Source organism: Bradyrhizobium sp. S3.12.5 (assembly GCF_040548225.1).
GTDB lineage: Bacteria > Pseudomonadota > Alphaproteobacteria > Rhizobiales > Xanthobacteraceae > Bradyrhizobium > Bradyrhizobium cytisi.
In genome coordinates this window covers 227,189-246,353 of sequence record NZ_JBEPRF010000005.1, presented here as the reverse complement: position 1 = coordinate 246,353, position 19,165 = coordinate 227,189, and the positions used below count along the sequence as shown (strand labels likewise).

The window sequence follows — 19,165 nt, the reverse complement described above, 5'->3', positions numbered from 1 at the left end:
TGACGGCGGCGACGATCTCGATCTGCCTGAGCCGGCGACCTCTTCACCATTTGTTGTCCCTCCCGGTCCCGCCTGACAGCCATCCCAAAACATGGGTTGTGCGATGCAGCATGGGCCTTAGATGTGCGCTCTGGAATCAAAGGTGAGCTGCTTGTCCGACGTCAATGCCGACGACTGGGTGTCCTCCGGGCACCGTCCGATGGGTTTTCCCGAATTCGTTGTCGTGATCGCGTCCATCATGGCGCTAAATCCGCTCGCGATGGACATGATGCTGCCCGCGCTGCCCAATATCGGCGCGGCCTTCGGCATTCCCAACGCCAACCATCTTCAGCTCGTGCTGTCGACCTTCCTGATCGGCTTCGGCGCGGGACAGTTCGTCATGGGTCCCTTGTCCGACCGGTTCGGGCGCCGGCCGGTGCTGCTCGGCGGCATGGCGGTCTATGCGGTGGCGAGCGTGCTGGCGGTCGCTGCGCCCTCGTTCGAGACGCTACTGCTCGCCCGTGCGCTTCAGGGCCTCGGCACCTCGGCGACGCGCGTGATCGCGACCTCGATCGTGCGCGACTGCTATGCCGGCCGCCGCATGGCGAGCGTGATGTCGCTTGCCATGATGATTTTCATCGCCGTGCCCGTGATTGCGCCCTCGTTCGGACAGGCCGTGCTGCTGGTCACGCAATGGCGCGGCATTTTCGTCGTGCTGATGCTCTACGGCGTGCTCGCGCTCGCATGGAGCGTGCTGCGACTGCCCGAAACCCTCCCCGAGTCCGAACGCAGATCGCTGGCGCCGGCCGACGTGCTCTCGGCCTTCCGCCAGACCGTCACCAACCGCCAGACCATCGGCTATGCAACGGCCGCCGGCGCCGTCATGGGCGCGCTGTTCGCCTTCGTATTCTCCGCGCAGCAGGTGTTCACCGGCATCTATCACCTCGGCCACTATTTCCCGCTCGCCTTTGCGGCGATCGCGGCCGGCACCGCCATTGCCGGTTTCCTCAACGCCAGATTTGTCGGCACGCTCGGCATGCGCGTGATCTCACACGGCGCGCTGACGCTCTACACCGCAGTGGCCGGCGTGATGCTGCTGACCGAGATCCTAGGTGTGCTGCCGCTTCCGCTGTTCATGGTGCTGTCGGCGCTGATGATGTTCTCGTTCGGCATGATGGTCGCCAATTTCACCGCGCTCGCGATGGAGCCGCAGGGCCACATCGCCGGCACCGCCTCCTCGCTCTACGGCTCGATCACGACGCTGATCGGCATCGCGGTCGGAACCGCGATCGGCCAGAGCTTTGACGGCACGCTGCTGCCGTTCTCGATCGGATTCTTCCTGTCGACGCTTGCAGCGCTCGCGATCGTTCTGGTGGTGGAGAAGGGACGGCTGTTCAAGCCGCATCATCGCCCCATCGTGTGAGGAACTTCGCAGGCGCCTCGATGTTGTCCTGCAGCATTTTCGAGAGATGCCTCATGGAACCGAAACGCAACGAAACCGATCACGCGTCGGAACAGACTGAGGCGCAGCGAAAGGCTGCTGACGCAAAGCGGCCCGCCTCCACACCGGCCTTCGCAAGCGAAGGCCTTGAACGGGTGCGCGACAGCCATTGCTGAGCGACGCGCCTATTCCGGATTGCGCCTGCTGGCGCTGAAATCCTGCGCTGCGCTTTCGGGCGATGCGCCGCTGCTCGCGCGTGGCGGCACCATCAGCACGACCACGTTCCGGCTCAGGCCCGGCCGGCCCCACAGCGAGGCCTGCACGGTGAATTCCCGCCTGACAAAGTTTTCGGCGCGCGCGGACACCCATTCCATCCAGCGGCCGCAATCATCCTGATCACGGAAACAGAGCGCTGCCCAACCCCGGTCGAGCGTCGTCTGGCGCGGCAGGCCCCAATCGTACTGGTGCTCGAACGGCCGCGAATAATGCGGATGATCGGGACTGTAGAAGGCCGTGGCGAAAGCGAGCGAATCGTCACCACTGACGGCTCCGAGCGGCTCGCCGGTCAGGTCGCGCCATTGCCGGGTGAGCTCGCCAGCTGCCTGCGCGTAAAGATTCCGTCCCTCTTCATAACCGTGGCTATTGCGATAGACGGCATGGATCGGCGCGGCGACCAGGATGGCGACAAGCGCAACGCCGGCGACAATGACCGCCACATTGACGGTGTAGAACCGTTCGACGGGATAACGCGCGCCGCAGACGATCAGCACGACGAACAGGAACAATCCCTGCAAGCCCCATAGCGACGGCAGATCCGTGCCCATCGCGAGCGACGTCAGGACCGGCAGAGCAATCGTGCCGATGGCAACGTAGAAGAGAAGCCGAAGGCCCGGGCTCATCGCGGCGAAGTCGGCCGGAAACTGCTTGAGCCGCGTACCCGCGACGAGCACCCAGATCACGGCGGCGACGCTGATGGCTGCCAGCAGTCCCAGCAGAAAATTCCTGACGTCACCGAGCGAGCTGACGGCATTGCCGTTGGCGTGGTTCAGCGCGTAGGTGAAGGTCGATGCGCCCGTGGTCGCGAGCCAGTAGATGTGCGGTGACAGCGCCGCGAGCCCGGTGACGACCGAAATCCAGGGCGACGCCGAGCTGAAATAGGCGCGCCGCGCCGGATGCGCCAGCGCGGCGAATGCAAAGCTCGTGACCAGGAAGATCGAGTAGTATTTTCCGGCCATGGCGAGCGCCGTGGTGCATCCAAGCGCGACCGCCCAGACAGCGGACCTGGTCTCGAACGCGCGTAGAAAACACCATATGGCAAGCGGCCAGATCGCGAGCAGCACGGCATTGGCGTTGAAGCGCTGGGCGTGGAATTGATAGGCCGGCGTCAGCATGAGGAGCAGGAGCACCAGGATGCGCTTGTGGCCGGTCACGAATTGCCGCGCGACGCAATCGACGAAGACCAGCGCGAGGCCCGCATTCACCATCGCCATCAGTTGCAGCGACCAGTCGCTGGGCGGGAAGACGGCGGTCCATGCAGCCGCGATCCAGCCCATCAGCGGCGGATGCTTGTGATAGCCGAAGGCGAAATTGCGTCCCAGCGTCCAGGCCTCGAGCGTGTCGGGATGCAGCCCGCCGCCGGCATAGGCGATGGCGAGGTACAGCGCCCAGATCGCAACGAAGCACGCGATGAGGAGCGGCACGGCCCAGCCTGCCTCAACGCCATCCAGCCAGCGCAGCAATGGCCGGCGCCAGCGCGACGGCGCGCGATCCGACCGTTCGGCCATCGCCTGCAATGCAAAATCGGGCAAGGGAATCAAACCAACGGATTCAAATCGATGGAAGGGAAAGTGATGTCCGAGGACCAACCATCTATTTCAGTTCGGAAACAAATAGCAATGATTGGAGTCTGGAAGACTTAAAGTTCGGCGGATTTCGCCGACGCAGGACCGCCAAACGACAACGGCGCCGCTGATGATGGCGGCGCCGCGTGATGATTGGACGAAAGGTGCAGGGAAACATCTTTCCCTGTTCCGACTTGCCTTACTCGGACTTGTCGATGTTCCAGAACACCGGCGTCGCCGGGCCGTCGAGCACGCCGGAGAGCGACTTCCGCCACGCGCTTGGCGCCTGATACTGACCGAGCGGGACATAGAGCACCTGATCATAGGTCTCTTTCTGGATCTCGGTTGCCACTTTCTTCTGATCATCGAGCGAGGCCGCGCGAACGAAGGCGTCCTTGAGCTGCTCGACCCTGGCGTCCTCCGCCCAGCCGAACCAGCCGCCCTTCTTGCCCTGCCCGCCGACAGCGACATTGGAGATCGGATTGACCACGTCGGCGCTGACCCAGTTTGTGATGAACATGTTCCAGCCGCCCTCCTTCGGGGGCTTCTGGCTGGCGCGCCGGCTCACCACCGTCTGCCAGTCGGTCGCCTGCAGATCGACCTTGAAGCCGGCTTCGCGCAGTTGCTGGGCCACCACGATCGGTTGAGCCTTCAGCGTCAGCACGTCGCCCGGCGCCATGAGCACAATTGGTGTCCCGTCGTAACCGGATTCGGCGAGCGCCTTCCTGGCCGCAGCAATGTCGCCGCCCTTCGCGAGGGTCTCACCGCCGATATCCGTCGCGAACGGCGTGTCGCAGATGAAGACCGCGGCGCAAGTCCTGTAGTATTTGGGATTGCCGATCAGCGCATCGAGCACGTCCTTCTGGTTGACCGCCAGCAGTGCTGCGCGGCGGACCTTGACGTTATCGAATGGCGGATGGAGGAAGTTCATCCGCGCGCCGGTCTGGAAGCCGAACTTGTTCAGGATCTCGAGTTTGAGCTCCTTGTCGGCTTCGATGCTGGGCAACATTTCGAAGGCAGGATTTTCCATGAAATCGATGTCGCCCGACTGCAGCGCGTTCAATGCGGTCTGCGCATCCGGCATCGTGATCCATTCGACGCGATCGACCTTCACCACCTTGCCGCCGGTGGTCCAGCTCGCCGGCTCCTTGCGCGGCAGGTAGTCCGTGTTCTTGACGTAGACCGACTTCACCCCGGGCTGGAATTCGGCCTGCACGAACTTGAAGGGCCCGGAGCCGATCTGCTCGGGAATCTGCTTCTCCGGCGGCGTCTCGGCGAGACGCTTCGGCATCATGAAAGCGACCCGCGAGGACGGCTTGCCGATCGATTCCAGCACGAGCGCGTACGGCTCCTTCAGCTTCAGCGTGATGGTCTTGGGATCGGTCGCCTCGATGCTGGCGGTGAACAGCATCATCTGCTGCCCCATGCCATCGACAGCGGCCCAGCGCTTCAGGGAGGCAACGCAGTCTTCCGCGGTGACCGGCGTACCGTCATGCCACTTCAGGCCGTCGCGCAGCGTGAAGGTGTAGGTCAGCTTGTCGTCGGAGATCTTCCAGTCCGCCATCTGCGGCTGGATCTTGAAATTCGCATCCGTCGCGATCAGCGTGTCATAGACCATGTAACCATGATCACGCGCGATGTAGGCGCTGGTGAAGATCGGATCGAGGATGCGCAGATCCGAATGCATCACGGCGGTAATGGTCTTACCTGCGGCAAGAACTGGCGAGGCCAGTGCCGAGAGCGCCACGACTGAAATCGCAAGTCTGGAGACGAACGCCCGACGCCCCCGGCGCATGAGTTGGAACATTGAAGTTCTCCTGACGAGTTCTGCCGACAAGCTCTCCCGGCGAGCGGCGCCACTGATGACAGCGGCGCCGCGTGATGATTGGGACAGAAGGCGCGCTAACACGCGCCTTCGCCTTCGGGCTTGGCCTTACTCGGACTTGTCGATGTTCCAGAACACCGGGGTCGCCGGGCCGTCGAGCACGCCGGAGAGCGACTTCCGCCATGCGCTCGGCGCCAGATACTGGCCGAGCGGCACGTAGATCACCTGGTCATAGGCTTCCTTCTGGATCTCGGTCGCGATCTTCTTCTGATCGTCGAGCGAGGCAGCGCGGACGAAGTCGTCCTTGAGCTTCTCGATCTTGGCGTCTTCCGCCCAGCCGAACCAGCCGCCCTTCTTGCCCTGACCGCCGATCGAGAGATTGGAGATCGGGTTGGAGACGTCAGCGCTGACCCAGTTGGTGAAGAACATGTTCCAGCCGCCCTCCTTCGGGGGCTTCTGGCTGGCGCGACGGCTCACCACCGTCTGCCAGTCGGTCGCTTGCGCGTCGACCTTGAAGCCGGCTTCGCGGAGCAGCTGCACCGCGACGGTCGGCTGCGCCTTCAGCGTGACGACATCGCCGGGCACCATGACCACGACGGGCGTGCCGTCATAGCCGGACTCGGCGAGAGCCTTCTTGGCTTCCGTCATGCCGTTGCCCTTGACCAGCGTCTCGGAGCCGACGTCGGTTGCGAACGGGGTGTCGCAGATGAAGAAGGCGCCGCAGACCTTGTAGTACTTCGGGTTGCCGACCAGCGCGTCGAGCACGTCCTTCTGGTTCATCGCCAGGAAGGCCGCACGACGGATCTTCGGATTGTCGAAGGGCGGATAGAGGAAGTTCATGCGGCCAAGCGTTTGGTAGCCGAACTTGTTCAGCGTATCGACCTTGAGGTCGGGATTGCCTTCAAGCACCGGCAGCAGATCCCACGGTGGCACTTCCATGAAGTCGATGTCGCCCGACTGCAGCGCGTTCACCGCGGTCTGCGAGTCCGGCATGGTGATCCACTCGACGCGGTCGACCTTCACCACCTTGCCGCCGGCGGTCCAGCTCGCCGGCTCCTTGCGCGGCACGTAGTCGGTGTTCTTGACGTAGACCGCCTTCACGCCGGGCTGGAATTCGCCCTGCACGAACTTGAACGGACCGGAGCCGATCTGCTCCGGAATCTGCTTGTCCGGCGGCGTCTCGGCGAGGCGCTTCGGCATCATGAAGGGCACGCGCGAGGACGGCTTGCCGATCGATTCCAGCACGAGCGCGTACGGCTCCTTCAGCTTCAGCGTGATGGTCTTGGCGTCGGTCGCCTCGATGCTGGCCGTGAAGGTCATCATCTGCTGGCCCATGCCGTCGACGGCGGCCCAGCGCTTCAGCGAGGCGACGCAGTCTTCCGCCGTCACCGGCGCGCCGTCGTGCCACTTCAGTCCATCGCGCAGCGTGAAGGTGTAGGTGAGCTTGTCGTCCGAGATCTTCCAGTCCGCCATCTGCGGCTGGATCTTGAAGTTCGCATCCGTCGTGATCAGCGTGTCATAGACCATGTAGCCATGGTCACGCGTGATGTAGGCGGTGGTGAAGATCGGATCGATGATGCGCAGATCCGAATGCATCACCGCGGTGATGGTCTTGCCGGCCGCAAACACCGGCGAGGCCATCGCCGTCGCAAGCGCGACGACCGACAGCGCGAGTGTGGAGGCGAACGCGCGTCGCCCCCGGCGCATCAAGCTCAACATAGAAAGTTTCTCCTGGCGTGAAACTGTTCAAAGGCAGGTTATTGGTTGGGCATTCGGTTCGTTCCTTAGGCGAACTAACCTCATGCAATGCCTTTATCTTTTCGAGACTTGCAGACAGTGTTGAGCGCGTCAATCCGGTTTCGGTGCAGCCCATGGCATCGCGCGCACGGGCTCCACAATGACCGGTTTGGCTCTACAACTCTTCCCGCTTGTCCTGCCCGCGCCGATGCAATGCGCATTCCATCTTTTGAAGCTTGAGAGACATCAAGATGAATCCAGCCAATCTTCCCTTCGATTCCGAGGCGATGCTCGAGGGCCTGCGCACCTGGGTGGAATGCGAGAGCCCGACCTGGGACGCAGGAGCGGTCAACCGTATGCTCGATATCGCAGCGCGGGATATGGCGATCATGGGTGCGACCATCGAGCGCATCGCCGGCCGTCAGGGCTTTGGCGGCGTCGTCCGCGCGCGCTTCCCGCATCCAAAGCAGGGCGAGCCGGGCATCCTGATCGCCGGGCACGTGGATACCGTCCACCCGGTCGGCACCATCGAGAAGCTCAAATGGCGGCGCGAGGGCAATAAGTGCTACGGCCCGGGCATCTACGACATGAAGGGCGGCAACTATCTCTCGCTGGAAGCGATCCGGCAGCTGGCGCGCGCGTCCTTCACCACGCCGCTGCCGGTCACCATCCTGTTTACGCCGGACGAGGAAGTCGGCACGCCCTCGACGCGCGACATCATCGAGGCGGAAGCTGCGCGCAACAAATATGTGCTCGTGCCCGAGCCCGGCCGCGCCGACAACGGCGTCACGACCGGACGTTACGCCATCGCGCGATTCAATCTGGAAGCGACGGGGCGGCCGAGCCACGCCGGCGCGACCCTATCGGCGGGACGCTCGGCAATCCGCGAGATGGCAAGGCAGATTCTTGCGATCGACGCGATGACGACGGAAGACTGCACTTTCTCGGTCGGCGTCGTGCATGGCGGGCAGTGGGTCAACTGCGTTGCAACGACTGCCACCGGCGAAGCGCTCTCCATGGCGAAGCGCCAGGCCGATCTCGACCGCGGCGTCGAGCGGATGCTGGCCCTGTCGGGCACCGCGAACGACGTCAACTTCAAGGTGACGCGTGGCGTGACGCGGCCGGTGTGGGAGGCGGATGCCGGCACCATGGCGCTGTATGAAAAGGCGCGCGGCATCGCCAAATCTCTCGGCGCGGAATTACCGCATGCGAGCTCCGGCGGAGGCTCCGACGGCAACTTTACGGGCGCGATGGGAATTCCGACGCTCGACGGTCTCGGCGTGCGCGGCGGCAATGGCCACACGCTCGAGGAGTTCATCGAGGTCGAGAGCCTGGTTGAACGCGGGCGCTTGATGGCTGGGTTGCTTGCGACGCTGGAGTAATTGAATCAACTTCGCACTGCACAATGCGTTGGCAGGCGCGGTTCAAATTTAGCCTTGTCTAAAAATAAGGCGCATCGTACTGCTCGATGGTCCACGCGACGATGCGGGAGAGATCGCAATGAAGGCTTCCAGCTTTCATTGCGGCGCCGACGGAGCAACCGCCCCGGAAACTCTCAGGCAAAAGGACTGTATCGTCAGGACGATCTGGAGAGAGACGGCACGAATGAGACATCGTGACGTCCACCGAAGGGGATAGTCCGTATTGGCCTTGTGAGGTCCGCCCTCGCCGAGGTCCGTGTCGGATCAAGCTCTCAGGTAACCGTGACAGATGGGGCGCCGCCAACGGCTTTCGGGCCGGCGGTTAGCCGACTCTAACTCACGGGAGCCCCGACTTCATCATGACTCATATCGCCATCATTGGCGCCGGCATCACCGGCGTAACGACTGCCTATGCCCTGCTCGAACGCGGCTTTGAGGTGACGGTGCTCGACAAGCATCGCTACGCCGCGATGGAGACCTCGTTTGCGAACGGCGGGCAGCTCTCCGCCAGCAATGCCGAGGTGTGGAATAGCACCGCCACGATCCTGAAAGGCCTGCGCTGGATGTTCCGGCGCGACGCGCCGCTGCTGATGAACCCGCGGCCGAACTGGCACAAATATTCCTGGATGAGCGAGTTCGTCGCCAATATCGGAAACTACCGCGCCAACACGATTCTGACCACGCGGCTCGCGATCGAAGCCCGCAAGCACCTGTTCGAGATTGCGGCACGCGAAGGCATCGACTTCGATCTCGAACGTCGCGGCATCCTCCATATCTATAACGACAGGAAGGGTTTCGAGTCCGGCCTGCGCGTCAACGCACTGCTGCAGGAAGGTGGGCTCGATCGGCGCCCGGTGACTTCGGAGGAAATCCGCACGATCGAGCCGACGCTGCGCAAGGATTATTACGGCTTCTACACGCCGTCGGATGCGACCGGCGACATTCATAAGTTCACGCGCGGGCTGGCGGACGCCTGCAAGCGTCGCGGCGCAACCTTCATCCATGAGGCCAATATCGATTCCGTCGCCCCGGCCGGCGGAGGCTTTGTCATCGGCTGGGCTGATCTGTCCGCAAGCGACGCGGTCGCCTCCGCGCGCGGCGTGCTGAAGGTTGATGGCGTCGTGGTCTGCGCCGGCGTTGCCAGCCGTCACTTCGCCGCCATGCTCGACGAGCGCGTCAACGTCTATCCGGTGAAGGGCTATTCGATCACCGTGCACCTCGATACCGACGAAAGCCGTAGCGCGACGCCGACCGTCAGCCTGCTCGACGAAGCCGCCAAGATCGTCACCAGCCGGCTCGGCGCGGATCGTTTTCGCGTTGCCGGCACGGCCGAGTTCAACGACTTCAACCGCGACATCCGCGCCGACCGCGTGCAGCCATTGATCGACTGGGTGCGCAGCAATTTCCCGGCGGTCGAGACGTCTCGCATTATTCCGTGGGCCGGGCTGCGTCCGATGATGCCCGACATGATGCCGGTGGTGCGAGCAGGCCGGATGCCCGGCGTGTTCTTCAACACCGGCCACGGCCATCTCGGCTGGACGTTATCGGCCGCGACCGCGCAAATGATTGCCGCAACCATCGACGGCTGGCGCGGGCTCAATGCGCCGCCAACCGTCCCTTCGCTTCGGGGCGAACTTGCGGTTGAGCGCGAGATGCGCTGTGCATCCTGAGTGGTCGCAAAACCGATGCGGGGCGGCCTCTTGCGACCGCCCTGCCCTTGGCACACAATTTGCCCCGAGACGACGGTTCTCCGGCCGGCTTTTCCAGCCCGAACGACAGGCACGCATGATAGACACGATCGAATCCACGGGTGCCCTCTGGGCGTCGCAAGTTCCGCAGCCGGAGATAGGTTCATGCTAGGTTATCTCATTCGCCGCGTTCTGGCTGCGGTGCCCGTGATGGGCGTCGTCGCGCTGTTCGTGTTCCTGTTGCTGCGGCTGACGCCCGGCGACCCGGCCGCGATCCTCGCCGGCGACAATGCGACGCCGGAGCGGCTGGAGCGGATTCGCGCCTCGCTCGGCCTCAACGAGCCGCTGATCGTGCAGTTCATCACCTGGGTCGGCAAGCTCTTGCACGGCGATCTCGGCACGTCGCTGATCTCCAACCTGCCGGTCATGAAGATGATCGGCCAGCGCGTCGAGCCGTCGATCTCGATCGCGCTGTCGACCATCATCCTCGCCGTCATCGTCGCCGTGCCCTTGGGGGTGATCGCGGCCTGGAAGCACGGCACCTGGATCGACCGTTTCGTGATGGGCCTCTCCGTGCTCGGCTTCTCGGTGCCGGTGTTCGTGGTCGGCTATGTCCTGATCGAGGTCTTTGCGATCGACCTGCGCTGGGTGCCGGTGCAGGGCTTCAAGAGCATCTCGACCGGCTTCGGCGCCTTCTTCGAGCGCATCATCCTGCCGACCTGCGCGCTCTCCTTCATCTACATCGCGCTGATCGCGCGCATGACGCGCGCGGCGATGCTCGATGTGCTCGGCGAAGATTACGTGCGAACGGCACGCGCCAAGGGCATCAACGAGGTCGCGGTGATGATGCGGCACGCGCTGCGCAACGCCGCTGTGCCCGTGATCACCGTGATCGGTACCGGCTTCGCGCTACTGATCTCCGGCGTCGTCGTGACCGAGAGCGTGTTCAACATCCCAGGCATCGGCCGCCTCACCGTCGATGCGGTGCTGGCGCGCGACTATCCGGTGATCCAGGCGATGATCCTGCTGACCTCGCTGATCTACGTCGTCGTCAATCTCCTGATCGACGTCGCCTACACGCTGCTCGATCCCCGGATCCGGTACTGAGGCTAGGACAACAACAAAATGTCAGTCGATACCCTTCCCCAGTCATCCATTCCGATCACGTCGCCGCTGCGGCCGCGTTTCGGCTTCCTCACCTCGACACCGATCATCGCCACGGCGACGGTGTTGCTCGCGCTGATCGTGCTAATCTCGGTCCTGGCGCCGCTGATCGCGCCGCATGATCCGATCCAGCTTGCACCGTCACTGCGGCTGAAGCCCTCCTCGGCGCAATTCCTGCTCGGCACCGACGCCTACGGCCGCGACCTGCTGTCGCGCGTCATCTATGGCGGCCGAATCTCGCTTCTGATCGGCATCGGCTCGGCGATCCTCTCGATCGTCATTGGCCTTGCGATCGGTCTTGTCTCCGGCTTCTTCAAGCTGATCGATTCCGTCCTGATGCGCGTCATGGACGGCCTGATGGCGATGCCGAGCATCTTGCTCGCCATCGCCGTGGTTTCGCTGTCCGGCGCCAGCATCTGGACCGTGCTGATCGCGATCACCATTCCCGAGATCCCGCGCGTGGCGCGCCTGGTGCGCTCGGTGGTGCTGTCGGCGCGCGAAGAGCCTTATGTCGAAGCGGCGATCTCGGTCGGCTCGTCGCTGCCAAAAATCATGTGGCGGCATCTGATGCCGAACACGATCGCGCCGCTGATCGTCCAGGGCACCTATGTCTGCGCCTCCGCCATCCTCACCGAGGCCATCCTCTCCTTCCTCGGCGCCGGCATCTCGCCGGAGACGCCGACCTGGGGCAACATCATGGCCGAGGGCCGCCAGTATTTTCAGCTCAAGCCGACGCTGATCTTCTGGCCGGGCCTGCTGCTCTCGATCGCCATCCTCAGCATCAATCTGATCGGCGACGCCGCCCGCGACGCACTCGATCCCCGCATGAAGCAGCGGGAGGGCAAGTGATTTGTCTCGCCAGCCGTGCCCCTTGTTCCGTCATTGCGAGCGAAGCGAAGCAATCCAGTCTGCCTCCGCGGAAAGATTTCTGGATTGCTTCGTCGCTTCGCTCCTCGCAATGACGACGGAGTGACCTGATGACCAACCCCATTCTCGACATCAACAACCTCGTCGTCTCCGTCGGCAAGAAGCCGGGCGGGCCCAAGATCATCGACGGCATCTCGGTCCAGGTGCACCAGGGCGAGACGCTGTGCCTCGTCGGCGAAAGCGGCTCGGGCAAGTCGGTGACCTCGCTCACCACGATGGGCCTGCTGCCGAAGGGCACGCTGGTTCCGACCAGCGGCAGCGTCAAGCTGGTCGGCGAGGAGATCCTCACCGCGACCGACCGCCGCCTGCGCCAGCTGCGCGCGACGCAGATGGCGATGATTTTCCAGGAGCCGATGACCGCGCTCAATCCGGTCGTGCCCGTCGGCCGCCAGATCGACGAAGTCTTGCGCGCCCACACCGATCTCGATGCCAGGGCACGCAAGAAGCGGATCCTCGACATGATGGAGCAGGTGCGCCTGCCCCAGGTCGAGCGCATCTTCGCCTCCTACCCGCACCGCCTCTCCGGTGGCCAGCGCCAGCGCATCATGATCGCGATGGCGCTGGTGCTGGAGCCGAAGCTGCTGATTGCCGACGAGCCGACCACCGCGCTTGACGTCACCACGCAGAAGCAGATCTTGACCCTGATCCGTGACCTCCAGCGCGATCACGGCACCGCCGTGCTGTTCATTACCCACGACATGGGCGTGGTCGCCGAGATCGCGGACCGCGTCGCGGTGATGCGGCAGGGGCGTCTGGTTGAAACCGGCCCGCTCGACACCGTGCTGCGCAATCCGACCATGGAGTACACCCGCAACCTGCTCTCTGCGGTGCCGAGCCTGGTGCCCCGGGCAGCACGGCCCGAGACCAAGGAACCGGTGGTGCTGGAGGCCAACGAGCTCAGCAAGGTCTATAAAGAGCGCGCGTTCTTCGGCAAAGGCCGCGAGGTCGTTGCCGCCGACAAGGTGACGCTCACCCTGCGCAAGGGCCGCACGCTCGGCATCGTCGGCGAAAGCGGCTCGGGCAAGTCGACGGTCGCGCGCTGCATCGTGCGCCTGATCGATCCGACCTCCGGCGGCGTGCGGCTGGCCGGCCGCGAGATCTCCGACATCTCGCGCCGCCTGCTGCAGCCGCACCGGCAGAAGATCCAGATCGTGTTCCAGGATCCCTACCGCTCGCTCAACCCGCGTGTCACCGTCGGCGAGAGCATCGCGGAAGGCCCGATCAATTACGGCGTCTCGCATGCCGATGCCATGAAGCGCGCCCGCGAGCTGCTCGAGCTGGTCGGCCTGCCGGCCGACGCGGTGTCGCGTTATCCGCACCAGTTCTCCGGCGGCCAGCGCCAGCGTATCGCCATTGCGCGCGCGCTCGCACTCGATCCCGATGTGCTGGTCGCGGACGAAGCCGTCTCCGCGCTCGACGTGTCCGTGCAGGCGCAGGTGCTGGAACTCCTGCACGAGATCCAGAAGCGGCTCGGCATCGCCATCCTGTTCATCACCCACGATCTGCGCGTCGCCGCCCAAATCTGCGACGAGGTCGTGGTGATGCAGCACGGCCGCGTCGTCGAGCAGGGCCCGGCCGGCGCGGTGCTGACGCATCCGCAGGAGGCCTACACGCGGGCCTTGCTCGAAGCAGCGCCGGGCCGCGGCTGGGATTTTGCGAATTTCCGGCCGGTGTCGGACGGTGTGGCGGCGACGGCTTGATCCACATACTCCGTCATTGCGAGCGGAGCGAAGCAATCCAGACTGCCGCAACGGAAAGATTCTGGATTGCTTCGCTTCGCTCGCAATGACGGGAGCGATCACCAGCATTCGAAAATGACTTAAAGCCATGCGCGGCGACATGGGCTTCCCACCTTGCCCTCGCCTGAGCGCCAAGGCTAACGTCGCGAACTTTCAATCGCTGGACTTGCATTGATGACACGTATCGCCGTCGGCGGCTTCCTGCACGAGACCAACACCTTCGCTCCGACGAAGGCGACGTTCGCTGACTTCCAGCATGGCGGCGGCTGGCCGGCGATGACGGAAGGTGCCGACGTGCTGAAGGTGATGCGGCGCATCAATGTCGGCCTTGCCGGCTTCGTCGACAGCACTGAGGCCAATGGCTGGGAACTCGTTCCGACGATCGCCTGTGGTGCAAGCCCCTCGGCGCATGTCACCAAGGACGCCTTCGAGCGCATCGTGAAGGTGATGGTCGACGGCATCGCGGCCGCGGGCCCGATCGACGCGGTCTATCTCGATCTGCATGGCGCGATGGTCACCGAGCATCTCGACGACGGCGAAGGCGAGATTCTGGCGCGCGTGCGCCGCGTCATCGGCAAAGACATTCCGCTGGTCGCGAGCCTCGACCTCCACGCCAACGTCACGCCCGAGATGATGGAGCATGCGGACGCGCTGATTGCCTACCGCACCTATCCGCATGTCGACATGGCCGAGACCGGCCGCGCCTCTGCAAGGCACCTCGCATTGCTGCTGAAGACCAAGCAGCCCTTTGCAAAGTCGTTCCGCCAATTGCCCTTCCTGATCGCGATCAGCTGGCAATGCACCAACGACTTTCCCACCAAGGGCATCTATGAAAAGCTCGCCGCGCTCGAGAGCGACGCGGTTCCGACGCTCTCTTTCGCGCCGGGCTTCCCGGCGGCCGATTTCTGCGATTGCGGGCCGAGCGTGTTCGCCTATGGCAAGACGCAAGGAGATGCCGACCGTGCAGCGGATACGATCGCCAAGCTGATCGAAAGCCACGAGAACGATTTCGACGGCAAGATCTGGTCGCCTGATGATGGCGTCCGCCACGCCATGGAGCTTTCGAAGAGCGCGAGCAAGCCGATCATCATCGCCGATACTCAGGACAATCCCGGCGCCGGCGGCGATTCCGACACCACCGGCATGCTGCGCGCGCTGGTGCGCAACAAGGCGAGCGCCGCGACCGGCGCGATCTACGATCCGGCGTCGGCCAAGGCCGCGCATGCGGCCGGCGTCGGCGCCACCATCACGCTCGCGCTCGGCGGCAAGTCCGGCATTCCCGGCGACGAGCCCTATACCGAGACCTTTGTCGTCGAAAAGCTCTCCGACGGCCGCTTCATCGCGCCCGGCCCCTATTATGGCGGCCGCGAGATGGAGATGGGCCCCTCCGCGGCCTTGCGCATCGGCGATGTCCGTGTCGTCGTCTCCTCGCACAAGGCGCAGCTCGCCGATCAGGCGATGTACCGCTATGTCGGCATCGAGCCGACGGCGGAGAAGATTCTGGTCAACAAGAGCTCGGTGCATTTCCGCGCCGATTTCGAGCCGATCGCGGAAAAGCTGATGATCTGCGCCGCGCCCGGCGCGATGCCGGCCGATACCGCCTCGCTGCCCTGGACGCGCCTGCGGCCGGGTATCCGCATCAAGCCGAACGGCCCCGTTTTCACGCCCCCATCACGCTAACCGGACAGGACACATGCCCACCATTGACCGCATCGACGGCTATGCCGACGAACTCACCGCCATCCGCCGCGACCTCCACGCCCATCCCGAGATCGGCTTCGAGGAGGTCCGCACCTCCGGCATCGTCGCCGACAAGCTGAAGGGCTGGGGCATCGAGGTGCATCGCGGCCTCGGCGGCACCGGCGTGATCGGCGTCATCAAGGGCAAGGGCGCGAGCGGCAAGCGCATCGGCTTGCGCGCCGATATGGACGCGCTGCCGATGGAAGAGAACACCAATCTGAAATGGAGCTCGAAAATCCCCGGCCGCTTCCACGGCTGCGGCCATGACGGCCACACCACCATGCTGCTCGGCACCGCGCGCTACCTCGCGGAAACGAGGAACTTCGACGGCACCGTGCACCTGATCTTCCAGCCGGCCGAGGAAGGCCTCGGCGGCGCCCGCGCCATGATCAAGGACGGCCTGTTCGAGAAATTCCCCTGCGACGAGCTCTACGGCCTGCACAACGCGCCCGACCTCAATCTCGGCGAGATTGCGATCCTGCCCGGCCCGGCGATGGCCGGCGCCGACTTCTTCGATCTCCGCATCACCGGCTATGGCGCGCATGGCGCAATGCCGGAGCGCTCCAAGGACGCGGTGATCATCGCGACCACGCTGGCGCAGGCGATCCAGACCATCGTCAGCCGCAATGTCGAGCCGCTCCAGGCCGCCGTGGTGTCCATCACGCAGATCCATGCCGGCTCCGCCTACAATGTCATTCCCGGCGAAGCGCATCTTTGCGGCACCATCCGCACCTTCTCGGATGAAGTCCGCGCCCTGATCAGCCAACGCGTCCGCACGATCTGCGCCGGCATCGCCAGCGCCTATCAGTGCGAGATCGACGTCGACATCCGCGACACCTTTGGTGTGCTGGTCAACCAGGTCGAGCAGTCCAAGGTGGTCGAGGACGTTGCGCGCACCATCGTCGATCCTGCCAAGGTGATCACCCGCAGCCAGCCGAAGATGGGCAGCGAGGACTTTGCCGACATGCTGCAGACCATTCCGGGCGCCTATTTCTGGGTCGGGCATGAGGGCTCCGTGCCGGTGCACAATCCCGGCTATGTGCTCGACGACAAGATCCTGCCGATCGGCGCCAGCATGTTCGCCCGGATCATCGAAACGCGCATGCCGGTAGTTTAGCGATGCACAAGAAGGGCGTCGAAGAGGCGGTCACCTCGCTGCACGATCTCTCCGCGGTCGATCTGATCGCAGGCTATCGCGCCAAGCAGTTCTCGCCGAGCGAGGTGCTGGAGGACGTGCTCGCGCATGTCGCTGCGTGGGAACCACACCTTAGGGCGCTCTATGCATTCGATCCCGACAGCGCGCGAGAGGTGGCCGCGGCCTCGACCGCGCGCTGGTCAGGCGGCGAGCCCTCCGGGGCGCTCGACGGCGTGCCGGTGACGATCAAGGATAACATCGCGACCAAGGGAGTGCCGGTGCCGCTGGGGGCTGCCAGTGTCAAGCTCGTCCCGGCCGAGAAGGACGCTCCGCCCGCCGCGCGGCTGCGTGAGGCCGGCGCAATCATGTTCGCGAAGACCACCATGCCCGATTACGGCATGCTGTCCTCGGGGCTCTCCTCCTTCCACGCGCTCGCGCGCAATCCCTGGGACCTCTCCAAGAATCCCGGCGGCTCCAGCGCCGGTGCGGGCGCCGCAGCCGCAGCCGGCTATGGCCCGCTGCATCTCGGCACCGATATCGGCGGCTCGGTGCGCCTGCCCGCGGGCTGGTGCGGTCTCGTCGGGTTGAAACCAAGCTTTGGCCGCGTGCCGATCGATCCCGCTTATGTCGGCCGCGTCGCCGGCCCCATGACCCGCACGGTCGATGATTGCGCGCTGATGATGAGCGTGATCGCAAAGCCCGACCGGCGCGACGGCACGAGCCTGCCCGCCGAGCCGCTCAACTGGAAGGGTCTGGAAAAATCCCCGCGCAAGCTGCGCATCGGCCTGATGCTCGATCCCGGCACCGGCATGGCGCTGGAGAGGCCCGTGCGAGAGGTCGCGGTGAAGGCCGCAAAGGCGTTCGAATCCGCAGGCAGCGTCGTCACCGAAGTCGACGGCATCCTCACGCGCGAGATGCTCGACGGCCTCGACAACTTTTGGCGCGCACGAATGTGGGACGATCTGTCGAAGCTGATGGCGGCCGAACAGGCAAAGGTGCTGCCGTATATTTTTAGATGGGGCGAGTCCGGCGCAAAGTTGTCGGGCGTCGATGTCATCCGTGGCTTCAATCAGACCATGGCGATCCGTGCGGCGGCGTCAAAGCTGTTCTGCGAGATTGATTACGTGATCTCGCCGACCGCGCCGAATGTGAACTATGCGGCGGACTGGGCCTCGCCCACCAACGATCCGATGAAGCCGTTCGAGCACATCTGCTATACCGTGCCGTGGAATATGTCGGAGAACCCGGCGGTCTCGATCAATGGCGGCTTCGACGCCAAGGGTTTTCCCATCGGCGTGCAGATCGTCGGGCGCCGCTTCGACGATATCGGCGTGCTTGGCATGGCCAAGGCGTTTGAGAGCCTGCGCGGCGCGCAGAAGCCCTGGCCCAAGCCGCCGGCGGAGTAAACACACTCTCGTCATTCCGGGTTGCGCCCTCTTGGCGCAAGCCCGGAATCCATTCATCCGCACAAGTGGTGTGGAGAAATGGATTCCGGCTTCGCGCTTCGCGCGCCCCGGAATGACGTGCTAGAGAGAACGTCAAAGAGACAAGGGAAGGAAACCACCCATGGCGTATGAGACGATCAAATACGAGGTCGCCGAGCAGATCCTCACCATCACGCTGAACCGGCCCGACAAGCTCAACGCCTTCAACGCGCAGATGCAAGCCGAGCTGATCGACGCGTTCGACGCCGCCGACAAGGACGACAACGTCCGCGCCATCATCGTCACCGGCGCAGGCCGCGGCTTTTGCGCGGGCGCGGACCTTTCGTCCGGTGCAGACACGTTTGATCGCGACGCGCGTCGCGGCCCGGTGAAGCGTTTTGCCGACGGCAAGGTCGACTACAGCGATCCGCAGGTCCGCGACGGCGGCGGTCAGGTGACCTTGCGCATATTCAAGTGCCTGAAGCCCGTGATCGCCGCGGTGAACGGTCCTGCCGTCGGCATCGGCGTCACCATGCAGCTCGCGATGGACGTCCGCATCGCATCGGACGCCGCGCGTTTCGGCTTCGTGTTCTCCCAGCGCGGCATCGTGCCGGAGGCGGCATCGAGCTGGTTCCTGCCCCGCATCGTCGGCATCTCGCAGGCGCTGGAATGGTGCTATTCGGGCCGCGTCTTCCCGGCGCAGGAAGCGCTCGCCGGCCGCCTCGTCAGCAAGGTCGTCGCCCCCGATGATCTGCTGCCGACCGCCCGCGCGCTCGCCAAGGAATTCGCGGCCAAGACCGCGCCGGTGTCGGTGGCGCTGATCCGCCAGATGATGTGGCGCATGATGGGCGCCGACGATCCCATGGAAGCCCACAAGGTCGACAGCCGCGGCATCTACGCCCGCGGCCGCTCGGACGACGTCAAGGAAGGCGTGGTGTCGTTCCTGGAGAAGCGGCCGGCGCAGTTCAAGAACAAGGTGTCCAGCGATATGCCGGATTATTTTCCGTGGTGGACAGAGCCGGAGTATAAGTGAGGCTCTCGTAGGGTGGGCAAAGCGAAGCGTGCCCACCATTTCGTTTCACTCGCAGATAGGTGGTGGGCACG

General features: G+C 64.3%; 14 protein-coding genes and 2 riboswitches. Of the genes, 11 read left to right on the top strand and 3 right to left on the bottom strand.

The genetic code is table 11. From position 1 onward, the window contains the following. Nucleotides 1-151: 151 nt before the first annotated feature. Entirely contained in the window at nt 152-1,402 is a 1,251-nt protein-coding gene (locus ABIC09_RS09135) for a multidrug effflux MFS transporter (RefSeq protein ID WP_354033393.1), read from the top strand. A gap of 53 nt (nt 1,403-1,455) precedes the next feature. Beyond that, nucleotides 1,456-1,596: a hypothetical protein gene (locus tag ABIC09_RS09130; protein ID WP_354109058.1), complete on the top strand. Its 141-nt coding sequence runs from the start codon at nt 1,456-1,458 to the stop codon at nt 1,594-1,596. Nucleotides 1,597-1,605: 9 nt separating this feature from the next. Here ABIC09_RS09130 and ABIC09_RS09125 read toward each other — a convergent pair whose 3' ends face one another. The 3 genes from ABIC09_RS09125 to ABIC09_RS09115 form a co-directional block, all read right to left on the bottom strand. Then, on the bottom strand, nt 1,606-3,237 hold the full coding sequence (locus ABIC09_RS09125) for a glycosyltransferase family 39 protein (protein ID WP_502917657.1): 1,632 nt from the start codon (nt 3,235-3,237) through the stop codon (nt 1,606-1,608). 223 nt (nt 3,238-3,460) lie between these two features. After that, entirely contained in the window at nt 3,461-5,068 is a 1,608-nt protein-coding gene (locus ABIC09_RS09120) for an ABC transporter substrate-binding protein (protein ID WP_354109057.1), read from the bottom strand. Nucleotides 5,069-5,194: 126 nt separating this feature from the next. After that, complete coding sequence (locus ABIC09_RS09115) at nt 5,195-6,805, bottom strand: ABC transporter substrate-binding protein (protein WP_354109056.1); 1,611 nt, start codon at nt 6,803-6,805, stop codon at nt 5,195-5,197. A gap of 269 nt (nt 6,806-7,074) precedes the next feature. Here ABIC09_RS09115 and ABIC09_RS09110 point away from each other — a divergent pair, with 269 nt between their 5' ends. The 9 genes from ABIC09_RS09110 (at nt 7,075) to ABIC09_RS09070 (ending at nt 19,094) form a co-directional block, all read left to right on the top strand. After that, a complete protein-coding gene (locus ABIC09_RS09110) occupies nt 7,075-8,205 on the top strand; it encodes a M20/M25/M40 family metallo-hydrolase (RefSeq protein WP_354083825.1) in 1,131 nt (376 codons plus the stop codon). Between the two features lie 94 nt (nt 8,206-8,299). Next, a riboswitch (glycine riboswitch) is annotated at nt 8,300-8,404 on the top strand. A 3-nt stretch (nt 8,405-8,407) separates the two neighbouring features. After that, nucleotides 8,408-8,535, top strand: a riboswitch (glycine riboswitch). Between the two features lie 68 nt (nt 8,536-8,603). Next, a complete protein-coding gene (locus ABIC09_RS09105; RefSeq protein ID WP_354109055.1) occupies nt 8,604-9,914 on the top strand; it encodes a D-amino acid dehydrogenase in 1,311 nt (436 codons plus the stop codon). Between the two features lie 183 nt (nt 9,915-10,097). Continuing rightward, a complete protein-coding gene (locus ABIC09_RS09100; RefSeq protein ID WP_354083827.1) occupies nt 10,098-11,039 on the top strand; it encodes an ABC transporter permease in 942 nt (313 codons plus the stop codon). An 18-nt stretch (nt 11,040-11,057) separates the two neighbouring features. Beyond that, nucleotides 11,058-11,945, top strand: a complete 888-nt coding sequence (locus tag ABIC09_RS09095) for an ABC transporter permease (RefSeq protein ID WP_148752857.1) — start codon at nt 11,058-11,060, stop codon at nt 11,943-11,945. Between the two features lie 128 nt (nt 11,946-12,073). Then, complete coding sequence (locus ABIC09_RS09090; protein WP_354109054.1) at nt 12,074-13,723, top strand: ABC transporter ATP-binding protein; 1,650 nt, start codon at nt 12,074-12,076, stop codon at nt 13,721-13,723. A 213-nt stretch (nt 13,724-13,936) separates the two neighbouring features. Beyond that, complete coding sequence (locus ABIC09_RS09085; protein ID WP_354109053.1) at nt 13,937-15,442, top strand: M81 family metallopeptidase; 1,506 nt, start codon at nt 13,937-13,939, stop codon at nt 15,440-15,442. A 13-nt stretch (nt 15,443-15,455) separates the two neighbouring features. Continuing rightward, on the top strand, nt 15,456-16,619 hold the full coding sequence (locus tag ABIC09_RS09080; protein WP_148752854.1) for a M20 aminoacylase family protein: 1,164 nt from the start codon (nt 15,456-15,458) through the stop codon (nt 16,617-16,619). Nucleotides 16,620-16,621: 2 nt separating this feature from the next. Next, nucleotides 16,622-18,043, top strand: coding sequence for an amidase (locus ABIC09_RS09075; RefSeq protein WP_354109052.1), 1,422 nt, complete (start codon nt 16,622-16,624; stop codon nt 18,041-18,043). A 160-nt stretch (nt 18,044-18,203) separates the two neighbouring features. Further along, nucleotides 18,204-19,094, top strand: a complete 891-nt coding sequence (locus ABIC09_RS09070) for a crotonase/enoyl-CoA hydratase family protein (protein WP_354109051.1) — start codon at nt 18,204-18,206, stop codon at nt 19,092-19,094. The last annotated feature ends 71 nt before the right edge of the window (nt 19,095-19,165 follow it).

Coding starts and splice junctions, on each gene's coding strand:
- ABIC09_RS09130 (WP_354109058.1), top strand. CDS start 1,456: ATGGAACCGAAACGCAACGAAACCGATCACGCGTCGGAACAGACTGAG.
- ABIC09_RS09120 (WP_354109057.1), bottom strand. CDS start 5,068: ATGTTCCAACTCATGCGCCGGGGGCGTCGGGCGTTCGTCTCCAGACTT.
- ABIC09_RS09115 (WP_354109056.1), bottom strand. CDS start 6,805: ATGTTGAGCTTGATGCGCCGGGGGCGACGCGCGTTCGCCTCCACACTC.
- ABIC09_RS09110 (WP_354083825.1), top strand. CDS start 7,075: ATGAATCCAGCCAATCTTCCCTTCGATTCCGAGGCGATGCTCGAGGGC.
- ABIC09_RS09105 (WP_354109055.1), top strand. CDS start 8,604: ATGACTCATATCGCCATCATTGGCGCCGGCATCACCGGCGTAACGACT.
- ABIC09_RS09100 (WP_354083827.1), top strand. CDS start 10,098: ATGCTAGGTTATCTCATTCGCCGCGTTCTGGCTGCGGTGCCCGTGATG.
- ABIC09_RS09095 (WP_148752857.1), top strand. CDS start 11,058: ATGTCAGTCGATACCCTTCCCCAGTCATCCATTCCGATCACGTCGCCG.
- ABIC09_RS09090 (WP_354109054.1), top strand. CDS start 12,074: ATGACCAACCCCATTCTCGACATCAACAACCTCGTCGTCTCCGTCGGC.
- ABIC09_RS09085 (WP_354109053.1), top strand. CDS start 13,937: ATGACACGTATCGCCGTCGGCGGCTTCCTGCACGAGACCAACACCTTC.
- ABIC09_RS09080 (WP_148752854.1), top strand. CDS start 15,456: ATGCCCACCATTGACCGCATCGACGGCTATGCCGACGAACTCACCGCC.
- ABIC09_RS09075 (WP_354109052.1), top strand. CDS start 16,622: ATGCACAAGAAGGGCGTCGAAGAGGCGGTCACCTCGCTGCACGATCTC.
- ABIC09_RS09070 (WP_354109051.1), top strand. CDS start 18,204: ATGGCGTATGAGACGATCAAATACGAGGTCGCCGAGCAGATCCTCACC.